Here is a 13,714-nt window from a genome sequence, read left to right on the forward strand (position 1 = left end):
AGTTTTGCTACTTAAAATATCAAATATGAGGATACATCACTTACGAAACGCTACAATGGTTATAGAAACTAAAGATAAATTTATTTTAGTTGATCCAATGTTAGGAAAAAAAGGAACTGCTGGACCAACTTTTACTCTCTTCAGGTTTAAACCACAGCGAAATCCGATACTAGACTTACCAGATAATGCAATGGAAGTAGTAAACAAAACAACACATTGTCTAATTACTCATCTTCATCCTGATCATTTAGATAAAGAAGCTGAGAAGTTTTTAAAAGCAAACAACATACCTATAATTTGTAGCTTTAAAGACAAAAAAATATTACAAAAGAGAGGTTTAAATGTTATTGAATCTGTAAATTATTGGCAAGAATCTAATTTTTTAGGCGGTACTATAGAAGGAATTCCTGCAAAACACGGTTATGGTTTCGTTGCAAAGCCAATGGGAAATGTAATGGGATTCTACATTAAAATGCCAAATGAAAAAACAATTTACCTAAGTGCGGATACTATTTACACAAAAGATGTCGATAAAGTTTTGAAAGAATACAAGCCAGATATTAATGTAGTTGCTTGTGGAACTGCACAATTAGATGTTTTTAAACCATTACTAATGACAATGGAAGACATTCTTAAATTTACTAAAAATGCAACAGGAACTGTTATTGCGAATCATTTAGAAGCAGTTAACCATTGTCCAACAACAAGAACACAATTAACGAGTGAATTAAAAAAACACGGATTAATGGGAAAAACAAGAATTCCGAATGATGGACAAGTAATTGAAATTGAATAAAGTGAGTTGCGAACACTATATAAAATTAATTACTGGCTTTTAGTTTATTTACAAAAGTCTAAACTGACTTTCTTGGTTCGTGGTTTATTTACTAAATTAGTAGCTTAAAACACGAACCAAACCAAACACAAGAGCGTTACTATTTTAAACATCTTTGTCACTATCATTTGCCCTTTATAAAACATTAAAACTTGAAAATAAAGTATAAAATATTAGCTCCTTTTTATAGAAAAAAATCAAAAATTGAATGTCATCAAGTTTTATTGAAATCTAATTCATATTATAAAAATCTTTCAGAAGATCATAAAGCTAATTTTCAACTAAGAACATTGTTATTTATTTCTACAACAAACTTCAGTTCAGAGCCTGATTTCATTATAAATAAAAAAATGAAAATTATTATTTCGAGTGCTTTTGTTCAAATTACATTTGGATTAAAAACCGATACTTTAAATAAGTTTAATGATGTATTTGTTGCCCCAAGTTCTTACTCTTATAAAAATAATACAGCAGTTTTTAAGGGTGATGTAAATATTGCAACTAAAAAGGTAAATATGTCTTGGCCTGCAATAGAAAAGGGCTTTAAAATTACAGATGATGCGCTTAATTTATCTATTCACGAATTTGGTCATTGTTTAATTTTCGAGAATCATACAAGATCTTATTTCTCTAAAATATTTAATAAAGGTGATTTTGAAAATTGGAAAAACCATGCAAAAACAAAGTTTCAAAAAGTAAAAGCGAAAGAAAACATCGTTTTAAGAGATTATGCAGCTACTAACCTTGTCGAGTTTTTTTCAGTTTCACTAGAAACCTTTTTTGAACAAGCAGCATATTTTAAAGAAAATGAGCCAGAATTATATGAAAGTATGACGCAATTATTAAAGCAAGATCCAATTAATAAAAAGAATCCTATTTTATGATCTAAGACGTATTTTAATCAACTTTAAAAATTAAACTTAGCTTGTCTATCATACATAATAATGCTTCCTGCTACGGATACATTTAAACTTAATTCCGATTTAAATTTCACCAAATGATGGGATTTTTCAATAGCTGCATTAGACATTCCATGATCTTCTGCGCCTAATAAATACACGCAACGTCTCGGATGTTTAAAAGTTTCTAATTGTACCGCTTTTTCATCTAATTCTACACCAACCAACATAGCGCCTTTTGGCAAGTTGTTAAAGAAATCATCAAAAGTTTCGTAATGAAAATAAGGCATTGCTCCAGTAGCTTTGTGCGTATCACAAGCTTGTTTTGCGTAGCGATTACCAATGGTAAAAATAAAACTAGCACCCATATTCTGAGCAGAACGCCAAAGGACTCCTAAATTTTCAGGTGTTTTCCCATTCTGTATCCCGATTCCGAAAAAACCTTGTTCTAAATTATTTACCATTACTTTTTAATATTATTCAATTTCATCAACGTTTTTTTAGAAGCATCTTAATGCTCTTTAAAATATTTTCTTTCTTAACTCGCTTATTTTGATAGTACTAAAAGATAAAAAAAATATCCATAAATCATATATTATTTTTATTTAGAACAAATAAAAATAACATTGTATGTTTGCAAAATATTTACCAAAAACTAGTGTGTCATTATCAGATTTCATACTGGAAACATGATATTATTAACAGATTAAAAAAATACTTAAAATCAAAAGTAATGAATTATTTTATAAATTCGAAAAGTTCTATAAACCTCACTAAAATAGTATGCTGTATACTGTTTTTATTAAGTTTCCAAGACGGGAAAGCTCAAAATATAAGTGGCAAAATTCATGGAAAAATTGTGAATCAAAGTGGTACTCCTCTTTCTAATGTAACAATTCAAATTAAAGAATTTTCTTTAGGAACTTCCTCTGATAATAATGGAGAATTTATGTTGAAAACACCTGTTGGTAAGATTACTTTATCTGCTTCTTATGTTGGTTACAAATCAGTTAATAAAACCATAACAGTAAACTCAAATAAAATTTCTGAAGTAAATTTTACACTTACAAATACATCAGAAAATTTAAATGAAATTTTAATTGAAGCTCATTTAGATAAAGAAAAAGTACCTACAGTTTCTCGTTCTGCTACAAAATCTAAAATTAGTTTAATGAACACGCCTGCGCCTGTTGTTGTTGTTGGTGGTTATTTACTAGATCAGCAAGCTAATAATACCATACAACAAAGTATTAGAAATATAAGTGGAGTTACACAAGCTGGTAATAATTATAATATCGGTGATAACTTAGTTATTAGAGGGTTAGGAGCTAATTATGCATACGATGGTATGTATGGTGGTGGTAGTTTAGGGAACACATTTAACCCAGTTCGTTCGCAAACCAATATAGAAAGAATAGAGGTTTTAAAAGGTCCGTCTGCTGGTCTTTACGGAATGGGTGCCGCAGGTGGAGTGATTAATTTAATAGAAAAGAAACCTTTAGATATTGAACAATACTCTATTGAAACTCGTTTTGGAAAATGGGGACATTATAGAGTTATGGTCGATTTAACAGGACCAATTTCAGAGAAATTAAGTTATCGTTTTGTAAGTGCAAGTGAAGTTGAAGAAGGATATAGAGATGTGTCATCTGAAAGATTTGAAAATTATGGATCTTTAAAATATAAAACAGATAAACACGAATTAATATTATCTAGTGCATATATAGAAGATGCTGTTCAAATAGATCCCACAGGAAACCCTGTAAGATTAATAAGTACAGGTTTATTGGGCAATCCGGAAGATGGTGGTTATAACTGGGAAAACTTAGTAAATGATACAGGTTTAGATAGTAATGGAAACTTTTCTGGTGTACAATTAACAGATGAACAACGCCAAGTCTTAGCAAATTCATTAACCAATACAGATGGTTATGAACCTTTTGATATTGGAGATGCTACATTGGTTTCACCTTTGGCAACACCAAACAAGGGAAAAGAATTTAGAGTAAAATTACGTCATGAGTGGAAACCAAGTGAAACTGTTAACATTACAAACCAGGTTTTGTATAGAAATTATAGCTCAGATTATGTTAGACAAACAGGTGCTTTAAATTATTCTTATTATCAACAAAGTGGTGTTATACATAGTGGTGCTCGTTCTCCATTAATTATAGATGATGTAATTTATCCGTATGCGGCAAGACGTCAAGAATATAGAATTGTAGATGCTAAAGAAAAAATGTTTCAATATTTTGGTGATTTTCAAAAAACATGGGGAAAAGGAAATGCTTTAAGAGGAGAGCATTTATTGAGTATAAATTACGAAAATAGAAATATTGATTACAGTCAACATTCTACTTGGGATGCAGATGATAGTAGAGCAACGAAGCCTGTGCCATATATTTTAGATATTAGAAACCCTAATTGGGGATCTGGAAGTATTTGGGATTATGACCCAATTTTAAGAAGCCAATACGAAAAAACAGTACAAGGTTATGGTGTAGGTTTTCAGGAAGTTATCTATTATAATAAATTAACCGCTAGAGTAGGTGGAGCTTATTTAGGTACTCAACAAGATTATAGAAATCTTTATGATGATGGACAATTAGTTGATTTTAATGATGCTGGTTTTGCTTATAATTTAGGTTTAAATTATAGAGCTATGGATCAGTTATCTTTATTTGGTAACTATTCTGTTGGTAGAACGGTTTATAGCGTTACTTCTTCTTTAGATGGTGATGATCGTCCTGATTCTGAATCTTTATCAATAGATTTAGGAATGCGTTTTAAGACGAAAGATAACAGTTTATTAGCGTCTCTTGTCTTTTTTCAGACAGCAACTACAAACTTACAGTATGCTAATGATGATTATGAGGATGATCCTGGAGCATCAAATTTTAATATTGATGTACCTCAGTATTTTTATGATCAAGAAAATAGAACAAGAGGTGTAGAGCTAGATATAAATTATGCGGTTAATAATTTCTTATCTTTTAATACCAATGCAACATTTCAAGATCCTAAAACAATAGAAGGAGAAGATGTTATTACAGAACAAAGTAAAGGTGTACCAAAAACATATGCTCGTTTTTGGGGACAATACAAGTTCTTATTAGGTAAACAAAAAAATCCTTTAAGTTTTAATTTAGGTACAAGTTACGAAAGCAAAAGAACTATTGATGGTTATAGTTTAGTAGATGCTCACGTAAATAGTTATGTTCTTTTTGATGGAGCTCTAGGGTATGGAATTGGAAAAAACTGGGATTTAAGATTAAATATTGAAAATATCTTTAATACAAGATATTATGTAAAAGCAATGTTTGCAGGAGCTTTACCAGGAGAAACTAGAAACTTACAACTGACTGCAAAGTATAAGTTTTAAAAAAATACAGTAAAGAATAATTAAAAAGAGCTAAACATTTACGTTTAGCTCTTTTTTACTTTTTAATCAACATTCTTTTAATTTCATTTAGCTTCATTAAAGCTTCAATAGGCGTCAAAGTGTCAATGTTTGTTGCTAAAATTTCTTCTTTAATATTTTCTAACAAAGGATCATCTAACTGAAAAAAGCTGAGTTGCATTTCTTCATTCTGATCTTGTTTTAAAACGTCTTTAACTTCGGCGTTTTTATTATTTTTCTCTAATTTTTCTAAAATTTTATTCGCCCTATGGATTACCATATTTGGCATTCCAGCAAGTTTAGCAACATGAATACCAAAACTATGATCAGAACCACCAGAAACCAATTTACGTAAGAAAATAATGGTATTTTCTAATTCTTTTACAGACACATTAAAGTTTTTAATGCGCTCAAAAGAAGTAGTCATTTCATTTAGTTCATGATAATGTGTAGCAAACAACGTTTTTGCTTTGGTTGGATGTTCGTGTAAGAACTCTGAAATTGCCCAAGCAATCGAAATTCCGTCATAAGTAGAAGTTCCTCTACCAATTTCATCTAACAAAATTAAACTACGCTCAGAAACGTTATTTAAGATCGATGCTGTTTCGTTCATTTCTACCATAAAAGTAGATTCGCCCATAGAAATATTATCACTTGCGCCAACACGCGTAAAAATTTTATCTACAATTCCGATTTTTGCATTCTGAGCAGGAACATAACTTCCCATTTGTGCTAATAAAACAATCAATGCTGTTTGCCTTAAAATTGCCGATTTACCAGACATATTTGGTCCGGTAATCATAATTATTTGTTGCTGATTTCTATTCAACACTACATCATTTGCAATATAGGTTTGATCTATCGGTAACTGTTTTTCAATAACCGGATGACGACCATTTTTGATCTCTAAATCGGTACTTTCATCCATAATTGGACGCACATAATTGTTGTCAATCGCTAAAACTGAAAAAGACAATAAACAATCAATTTTTGCGATAATCTGTGCATTTTCTTGGACTATCTGGACAAATTGGATGATGTATTGTAATAATTTAGAAAATATTTCTTGCTCTATTTTGGCTATTTTTTCTTCAGCACCTAAAATTTTGGTTTCGTATTCTTTTAATTCTTCGGTAATATAACGCTCTGCATTTACCAACGTTTGTTTACGAATCCATTCTTGTGGAACTTTGTCTTTATGAGAATTTCGAACCTCTATATAATACCCAAAAACATTGTTAAAAGAAATCTTTAAACTTGTAATTCCTGTTCGCTCAGATTCACGTTTTAGCATGTTATCTAAATACTCTTTTCCAGAGTTAGAAATGGCACGTAAATCATCTAATTCTTGATGAACACCTGTTGCAATTGCATTCCCTTTATTGATATTTACCGGAGCTTCATCAAACAAAGTTTCATTAATTTTTTCAATTAAATCTTGGCAAGTATGTAATTGATTTCCGAGTTGTTTTACCGCTTTATTTTTACTGTTTTCTGCGGATGTTTTTATCGGAAGAATCGCCTTTAAAGAATCTTTTAATAAGACAATTTCTCTTGGTGAAGCTTTACCAGTTGCTACTTTAGAAATCAATCTTTCTAAATCTGATATTTGTTTTAATTGATACGTTACTGTTTCTGAAAATTCATCGGAATCTATAAAAAACTTTACCAATTCATGACGATTTTTAATCTCGTCTATATTTTTTAAAGGAAGCGCCAACCAACGTTTTAAAAGTCTTCCTCCCATTGGCGATATCGTTTTATCAATAACATTTAATAACGTTACTGCGTTTACAGAATTCGGATTATATAGCTCTAAATTCCGAACGGTAAAACGATCCATCCAAACATAATTATCTTCGGCAATTCTACCAATATGTTGAATATGCTTTAACTGATTATGTTGCGTTTCAGATAAATAATACATCACTGCACCAGCAGCAATAATTCCGTTTTTAACATCCTGAATTCCAAAACCTTTTAAGCTTTTTACTTCAAAATGATTTTGCAAGGTTTCGTTGGCATATTCTTTCTGAAAAACCCAATCGTCTAAATAAAACGTATAATATCTATTTTCAAAAAGCTCTAAAAATTGTTGTTTGTGCTGTTTTTGAACCAAGACTTCACTCGGACTAAAATTTTGCAACAATTTATCAATATATTCTGCATTTCCTTGCTCCACTAAATATTCACCTGTAGAAACATCAAGAAAAGAAATTCCGAGTTGTTTTTTATCAAAATGAACCGCCGCTAAAAAGTTATTTGTTTTGGTTTGTAAAACTTCGTCGTTTAAAGAAACTCCGGGTGTAACCAATTCTGTAACACCACGTTTTACAATGGTTTTGGTCATTTTTGGATCTTCTAACTGATCGCAAATGGCAACACGCATCCCAAACTTTACCAACTTAGGTAAATAGGTATTTAAAGAATGATGTGGAAAACCAGCCAAAGCAGTTTCTGTTTCACTTCCGGCACCACGTTTTGTTAAGGTAATTCCTAAAACATCAGCAGCTTTTTTGGCGTCTTCACCAAAGGTTTCATAGAAATCTCCTACTCTAAAAAGTAACATTGCATCAGGATATTTATTCTTGATTGCGTTGTATTGTTTCATTAAAGGAGTTACCTTTTTTGCTTTTGATTTTGCCAAGTTTTTGGAAATTTTCAGTTAGTTTTGCGAAGATAGAAAAAGTAGGCAGTATTCAGTTGGCAGTTTGCCGTGAACTTATCCACAAGATATGAGAAAATTAAAGAATAACGAGTTAGGAAGAATTTCAGTTGATGAATTTAAGACAGTTAAAAAGACGCCAATAATTGTAGTTTTAGACAATATTAGAAGTTTAAATAATATTGGTTCTGTTTTTAGAACAAGTGATGCTTTTTTGATTGAAAAGATCTATTTATGTGGTATTTGCGCTACTCCGCCAAACAAAGATATTCATAAAACAGCCTTAGGAGCAACCGAATCTGTGGCTTGGGAATACGTAGAAGATACCTTGACTTTAGTTGAAAAGTTAAAAGCAGAAAATGTAAAAGTATTGTCTATTGAACAAGCAGAAAATTCTACAATGCTCGATACTTTTTATCCGACAAAAGGAGAAAAATACGCCATTGTAATGGGGAACGAAGTAAAAGGGGTACAACAAGAGGTTGTAAATGCGTCTGATTTGTGTATCGAAATTCCGCAATTGGGTACCAAACATTCTTTAAATATTTCTGTAACTACAGGAGTTGTTATTTGGGACTTGTTTGTGAAGTTGAGAAAATAACTTGATAAATTGTATATTTGGTTGAAAAATAAGTGATTATGGATTTACAAGCTGATTTAAATTTGGATACATAAAGAACTAGATGAGGTTAAAGATATTGACTTGATAAAATCTATAAAAATGATTTTAAAAAATAGAAAAATTGCTTCTTCTGAAAGAATTGATATTAAACGTTATAATATTGAAATTGAAGAAGCTATAAATCAAGTTGAGGAAGGAGCGGTACTTTCTCATGAAAAAGTTGGAGAAAATATTAAGCAATGGTCAAAAAATAATTTGGACTAATTTAGCTGAATCAAATTTACATAATTGTTTTTTTATAACTTCTTGAACAATCTAAATCTGTTGATATTACTTCTAAAATAATTACAGAAGTTTACGAATCTGTATCTATACTTTCTACAGATTCAGAAATTTATAAATTAGATCTTTTAAAGATTAATAAAGGAAGTATTAGAGCTTTTCAAAAACATTCTTATAGAATTTCTTATTTAATTAAAGATAATGAAGTTTATATTTTAAGAGTTAAACATTCTAGGAAAGAGCCATTAAAGTATTAAAAAAGTATTTTAAATCTTATAGTCGGCAAACAAGTCTAGCCCAGATTGAAGCATTTGTTTGAGCTCTTTTTTGCTTTATTAGGCAAAAAAAGCGAGTGCAGAAAGCTGGAAATAGCTTCTAAATAAATTAAAATCCTAAGACTAATTTAGCGATAGAAAAGTAGATTAAAATTCCTAAAATATCATTACTAGTGGTAATAAATGGGCCTGTTGCTAAGGCTGGATCAATACCTTTTTTTGCTAAAATAATAGGAATAAATGTTCCGATAATTGAAGCAATAATAATTACGGAAATTAAGGAAGCTGCTACGGTAATTCCTAAATCTAGTGGAAAACCTAAAAACAACATTCCGGCAGACATTAATAAGGCAGCCAATACAAAACCGTTTAACAACCCTTGTAATATTTCTTTTAACAACCTTTTAAACAGCGAACCTTTTAAGCTGTCGTTTGCCAAACCCTGCACAATAATTGCAGAAGATTGTACCCCAACATTACCTGCCATTGCAGCAATTAAAGGTGTAAAAAAGAACAGTTCTGGAAAAGTGTTTATTGCATTATCAAAACTACCTAAGACAGAAACAGAAATAAAGCCACCAAAAAGGGCTAAAATTAACCACGGTAAACGCGCTTTTGTAAGTTCCCAAATGGTATCATCTGCTTCTACATCTTGAGAAAAACCAGCTGCCATTTGGTAATCTTTGTCGGCTTCTTCTCTAATAACATCTAAAATATCATCAATGGTAATTCTACCCACTAAAACATTGTTATCATCTACAACAGGTATGGCCTCTAAATCGTACTTAGCCATTATTTTAGCAACTTCTTCGTCGTTTTGATGTACGTTTACAGCATCTACTTTTGCTTTACAGATGTCTGCTATTTTATGGTCTGATTTTGCAATTATTAGGTCTTTTAAAGACATTCTTCCAACCAATTTATCTTCTTTATCTACTACGTAAATAGAATGAACTCTGGTAACGTCTTTTGCTTGTCCTCTTATTCTGCGCATACAACCGGCAACGGTCCAGGTTTCATAAACTTTCACCAATTCTTTTGCCATTAAAGCACCTGCAGAATTATCATTGTAGGATAATAATTCTTTAATATCTGCCGCATGATCATCATCTTCTAAAGCAGAAATTACGCGATGTTGACGTTCTTCTGAAAGCTCTCCAATAATATCTGCTGCATCATCGGTATCCATTTCTCTAACTTCATCTGCAATTTCTTTTGCAGATAAGTTTTTTAGAATTTTCTCACGGGTGTCTTCGTCTAATTCTGTTAGAATTTCAGATGTTTTTTCGCTATCTAAAAGTTTGATAATATAGATAGCTTCCTCAAAATTAACTTCGTCTAAAACTTCTGCAATATCGGCAAAATGGACTTCGGAAAATAATGCTGTTATTTCTTTATCATTATTAGAAATGATAAGCTCTGATAGGTTTTCTAAAGATTCATCAGTGATTTCGAACTTCATTTTCTGCCAATTTTTGCGTAAGTAAAATAAACTCAGAAACAGATAATTGTTCTGGGCGCTTCGCAAAGATAGGGTCTTCTTTTAAGGTATCCGAAATATTGAAAGACTTTAAACTAGAACGGAGCATTTTTCTTCGTTGATTAAAGGCTGTTTTTACAACTCTAAAAAACAATTTTTCGTCTACAGGTAACGAATAATCTTTTTTACGAATTAATCGGATAACTCCAGAATCTACCTTTGGAGGTGGATTAAATACCGTTGGCGGAACTGTAAATAGGTATTCTACATCAAAAAAGGCTTGGGTTAACACCGATAAAATTCCGTACACTTTACTACCTTCTTTTTCTGCAATTCTTTTAGCCACTTCTTTCTGAAACATACCTGCAAATTCTGGTACAAATTCTCTGTTTTCTATGGCTTTAAAAACAATTTGCGTAGAAATATTATAAGGAAAATTACCAATAATTGCGACTTGCTTTTTATTAAAAATATCTTGAATTTGATTCTTTAAAAAATCGCCTTCAATAATTTCAAAATGTTCTTTAGAAGTATCTAGTTTAATGTGCTCTAAAGGAAATGTTTCATGTAAATAAGCAACAGATTCTCTGTCTAATTCCATGACAGTTACCTTTGCTTTTTTTGGTAATAAATATTTGGTTAAAACACCCATTCCAGGACCAATTTCTAAGACGTCATCATACCCATTACCCGTTAATGCATTGGCAATATCTTGTGCAATGGTTTCATCTGTTAAAAAATGCTGACCTAAATGTTTTTTTGCTTTAACTGACATATTTCTATTTTTAAAAAGTAAAGAATTTGTTCTTAATTGTTCGTGTTTGTAGGATAAAATTCTTTTATCAACCTTAATTCTGTTCTAAAAGCTAACATTTTATCTCCAAATTTTTGAAGACTTTTCTGTTGCAATGTTTCTGCCTCGTGTTTATAATAATCGTCTAAATCTTTTCTAGTATTTGCTGTATATTGTATAGAATAAGTTCTACCACCCATTTCTTCTTCTACCAAAACTTCAGTTAGTTTTGCTGCAGTAAATCTACCAGTATTTAATACTTTTAAAATATGAGTTTCCATAAATGTAAGCCATTCTTTATGAACGGTTTCATCTATATTTATAGTTACGTTGTATATGTACATTATGCTGTGTAATTGTAATTTTGTGTAAATGTTTAATTGAAAAAAATAGAGCGTTAAATTTTATCTCCTCTTAATTTTCGATATTTTTTTCTAGCATCTACTAGATAAATACTAGAAGAATAGTCAAAAATAATCTTTTGATAGTATTCTGAAGCTTTTTCTGGGTTGTTTAATTGATTATTATACAATTCTGCCATTTCGTAATACACATCATCTGCATAAATACCTTGATTATCGGCTGCAATAATTTTTGAAAAACTTACAATAGCGTCGTCATATTTTTTTTGTTTGATGAACAACTTTGCTTCAAAAAATAATACATCATCATAAATTACTTCTCCAAGTGTTAACCCGTTTTCAAAAACGTTTTTAGGGGTAAATAAACTATGTAATTCTGTTAATGCTTCCTCATTTTTATTTTGATAAGAGAGCAGTTCTGCTTTTGCCAATTGCTTTAATCCAGACGGAATAGAGTCTACAGGTTCATTATCTGTAATTTTTAAAAACAACTCTAGAGCATCATTCGCAATTAATTGAGTTGTAGAACCTTTTAATACTTTTAATTGTGCTTTTGCCCACGTAAAATCGGCTTTGTAATAACTTGTTTGTGCTACTTTAAAACGTGCTTGTTGTGCTAATTCGTGGTTTTTAAGTTGCGTTTGAATTTGAGAAAAATAGATTAAGGCTTTGTTGTAATTTCCTGTAAATACCAAAATGTCTCCTAATTTTAATTTTATTCTTGCTTTGTCGAATCGAGAACGAGAATAGTTTAAAGCTTCTTCTAAAATAGTTTTAGCTTCGTTTGGTTGGTCTTTTTTAAAAGTTAAAAAATCAGCATATTCCACTTGTAATTTTATGGTAGATGAATTTTTACCGTACTGATTAAAAAGAGATAAAAACATATTTTCTACTTCAGGATTATCTCTTGCAACAGCTATTTTTGTGAGGTATAAAGAAGCTTCAATTTTTTCTATTTGTAAAGTTTTTTGTTGGGTAATAAAATAAAAACATTCTTTAGAAGTACTATAATCTTTGTTTTCAAAAGCTATTTTTCCTAAATCATAAATTGAATTTAAATCAAGAGGGTTTCTTTTGTACAAAGCTTTTTCTTGCGTAAAAGCTTTATTGTAATCTTTCTGTTGTGTAAAAAGCCAACTTAATAAAAGATTCCAAACATCTTTTGGGTTGCTTGCAGATTTTTTTAAAAGTGTTTTTCTAAATAAAATATTTGCTTCATTTTTTGCATCATCTGTAATATAACTACTCGTATATCTTTTTACGAAGTCGTAATTTTCAATGTTTTTATCAACTAGATTAAAGTAAGCCTCAAACATTTTTTTTAAATCACCTTTTTCACCATAAATCTGAGCAATTCTAAAGTTATAATCTGCTTTTTTATTTTTAGCCATTGTTTTTGTATAAGCTAAAATTGCATGATTTAAAAGATTATAATCTTTAAAAAGTCTACCAATAAATCCGCCATAAAAACTATTTGTATCAATAGAATTTAAAGCGATAGAGTAATTTTTTTCTGCCAACTCTTGTAATTCTTGTCTTTGGTAGTTATACCCTAAGTGCACATAGAAAAAAGCTTGTTTAGGGTCTTTGTCAAGTGCGGTTTTTAATAGTTTTTCTACCTCACTAAATTTATTTGTTTCTTGATAACAAGAAATCAATCTGCTTAAATAAGTAGTATTAAAAAGGTTCTTAGCATATAAGTTTTTAAAGATTTGAGTGGCTTTTTCATACTCTCCTTCTCTATAGTAATCTTCTGCTAAGTAATAATCACCTTGAGAGAAGCTAACACTAGTTATAGTAATAAAAATAAGTAAAAACAGTTGTTTCATCAATTTCAAAGATAGGTAAGAAATATGTTAAATTTTTATTAAAGACGTCTGTTCTAAGGTGTTCTTTGTAACATTTTGGCACGAAACTTGTCTAAAGAGAATATAACCAATCAAATTTTAAGAAGATGAATACATTTAAAAAACAATACGAAACAGCAAAAAACAATTCTATAGAGTTTATGAAAAACGGACAAATTAGTGCGTATTTAAATTCACTTTTAGAAATGAATAAATACAAAAGATTAATGGTTGCTGTAGTTGCAAATTAGTTT

13 protein-coding genes are annotated in these 13,714 nt (G+C 30.3%); 7 read left to right on the forward strand and 6 right to left on the reverse strand.

The window, feature by feature from the left end; all coding sequences use genetic code 11:
• Positions 1 to 25: 25 nt before the first annotated feature.
• Together GQS57_RS04600 and GQS57_RS04605 are read left to right on the forward strand one after the other, a co-directional pair.
• Positions 26 to 796, forward strand: coding sequence for an MBL fold metallo-hydrolase (locus GQS57_RS04600; RefSeq protein WP_165731413.1), 771 nt, complete (start codon positions 26 to 28; stop codon positions 794 to 796).
• 191 nt (positions 797 to 987) lie between these two features.
• Positions 988 to 1,719 (forward strand): zinc-dependent peptidase, encoded by a 732-nt coding sequence (locus tag GQS57_RS04605; RefSeq protein ID WP_165731414.1) that lies wholly within the window; start codon positions 988 to 990, stop codon positions 1,717 to 1,719.
• Between the two features lie 23 nt (positions 1,720 to 1,742).
• Here the strand turns inward: GQS57_RS04605 and GQS57_RS04610 are convergent, their stop codons facing one another.
• Positions 1,743 to 2,198 (reverse strand): RNA methyltransferase, encoded by a 456-nt coding sequence (locus GQS57_RS04610; protein WP_165731415.1) that lies wholly within the window; start codon positions 2,196 to 2,198, stop codon positions 1,743 to 1,745.
• A gap of 269 nt (positions 2,199 to 2,467) precedes the next feature.
• Here GQS57_RS04610 and GQS57_RS04615 point away from each other — a divergent pair, with 269 nt between their 5' ends.
• Positions 2,468 to 5,116 carry a TonB-dependent receptor gene (locus GQS57_RS04615; RefSeq protein WP_165731416.1) on the forward strand — a complete coding sequence of 883 codons (2,649 nt, stop codon included), beginning with the start codon at positions 2,468 to 2,470 and terminating at the stop codon, positions 5,114 to 5,116.
• Positions 5,117 to 5,171: 55 nt separating this feature from the next.
• Here GQS57_RS04615 and mutS read toward each other — a convergent pair whose 3' ends face one another.
• A complete protein-coding gene (mutS, locus tag GQS57_RS04620) occupies positions 5,172 to 7,781 on the reverse strand; it encodes a DNA mismatch repair protein MutS (protein WP_165731417.1) in 2,610 nt (869 codons plus the stop codon).
• A gap of 88 nt (positions 7,782 to 7,869) precedes the next feature.
• On the opposite strand from mutS, the gene GQS57_RS04625 reads away from it, so the two are divergent.
• The 3 genes from GQS57_RS04625 to GQS57_RS19190 all read left to right on the forward strand — a co-directional run bounded on the left by GQS57_RS04625 (position 7,870) and on the right by GQS57_RS19190 (position 8,960).
• Entirely contained in the window at positions 7,870 to 8,400 is a 531-nt protein-coding gene (locus GQS57_RS04625; protein ID WP_165731418.1) for an RNA methyltransferase, read from the forward strand.
• 120 nt (positions 8,401 to 8,520) lie between these two features.
• The gene (locus GQS57_RS04630) at positions 8,521 to 8,685 is read left to right on the forward strand and encodes a hypothetical protein (protein WP_165731419.1); all 165 of its coding nucleotides are present in this window, start codon (positions 8,521 to 8,523) and stop codon (positions 8,683 to 8,685) included.
• A gap of 80 nt (positions 8,686 to 8,765) precedes the next feature.
• Positions 8,766 to 8,960, forward strand: coding sequence for a hypothetical protein (locus GQS57_RS19190; RefSeq protein WP_368855181.1), 195 nt, complete (start codon positions 8,766 to 8,768; stop codon positions 8,958 to 8,960).
• Between the two features lie 127 nt (positions 8,961 to 9,087).
• On the opposite strand, the gene mgtE is transcribed toward GQS57_RS19190, so the two are convergent.
• From mgtE to GQS57_RS04655, 4 genes are read right to left on the reverse strand one after another with little or no spacing between them, the layout of a single operon-like run.
• Positions 9,088 to 10,440 carry a magnesium transporter gene (mgtE, locus tag GQS57_RS04640; RefSeq protein WP_165731420.1) on the reverse strand — a complete coding sequence of 451 codons (1,353 nt, stop codon included), beginning with the start codon at positions 10,438 to 10,440 and terminating at the stop codon, positions 9,088 to 9,090.
• Positions 10,421 to 11,233: a 16S rRNA (adenine(1518)-N(6)/adenine(1519)-N(6))-dimethyltransferase RsmA gene (gene rsmA, locus GQS57_RS04645; protein WP_165731421.1), complete on the reverse strand. Its 813-nt coding sequence runs from the start codon at positions 11,231 to 11,233 to the stop codon at positions 10,421 to 10,423. The genes mgtE and rsmA overlap by 20 nt, the downstream gene beginning before the upstream one ends.
• A gap of 32 nt (positions 11,234 to 11,265) precedes the next feature.
• Positions 11,266 to 11,595: a DUF4286 family protein gene (locus GQS57_RS04650; protein ID WP_165731422.1), complete on the reverse strand. Its 330-nt coding sequence runs from the start codon at positions 11,593 to 11,595 to the stop codon at positions 11,266 to 11,268.
• 53 nt (positions 11,596 to 11,648) lie between these two features.
• Complete coding sequence (locus GQS57_RS04655; RefSeq protein WP_165731423.1) at positions 11,649 to 13,442, reverse strand: tetratricopeptide repeat protein; 1,794 nt, start codon at positions 13,440 to 13,442, stop codon at positions 11,649 to 11,651.
• A 125-nt stretch (positions 13,443 to 13,567) separates the two neighbouring features.
• Between GQS57_RS04655 and GQS57_RS04660 the strand changes: the two genes are divergently transcribed.
• Complete coding sequence (locus GQS57_RS04660) at positions 13,568 to 13,711, forward strand: hypothetical protein (RefSeq protein WP_165731424.1); 144 nt, start codon at positions 13,568 to 13,570, stop codon at positions 13,709 to 13,711.
• Positions 13,712 to 13,714: the final 3 nt, after the last annotated feature.

The sequence above is a fragment of the Polaribacter sp. 20A6 genome (assembly GCF_011378915.1).
Classification (GTDB): Bacteria; Bacteroidota; Bacteroidia; order Flavobacteriales; family Flavobacteriaceae; genus Polaribacter; species Polaribacter sejongensis.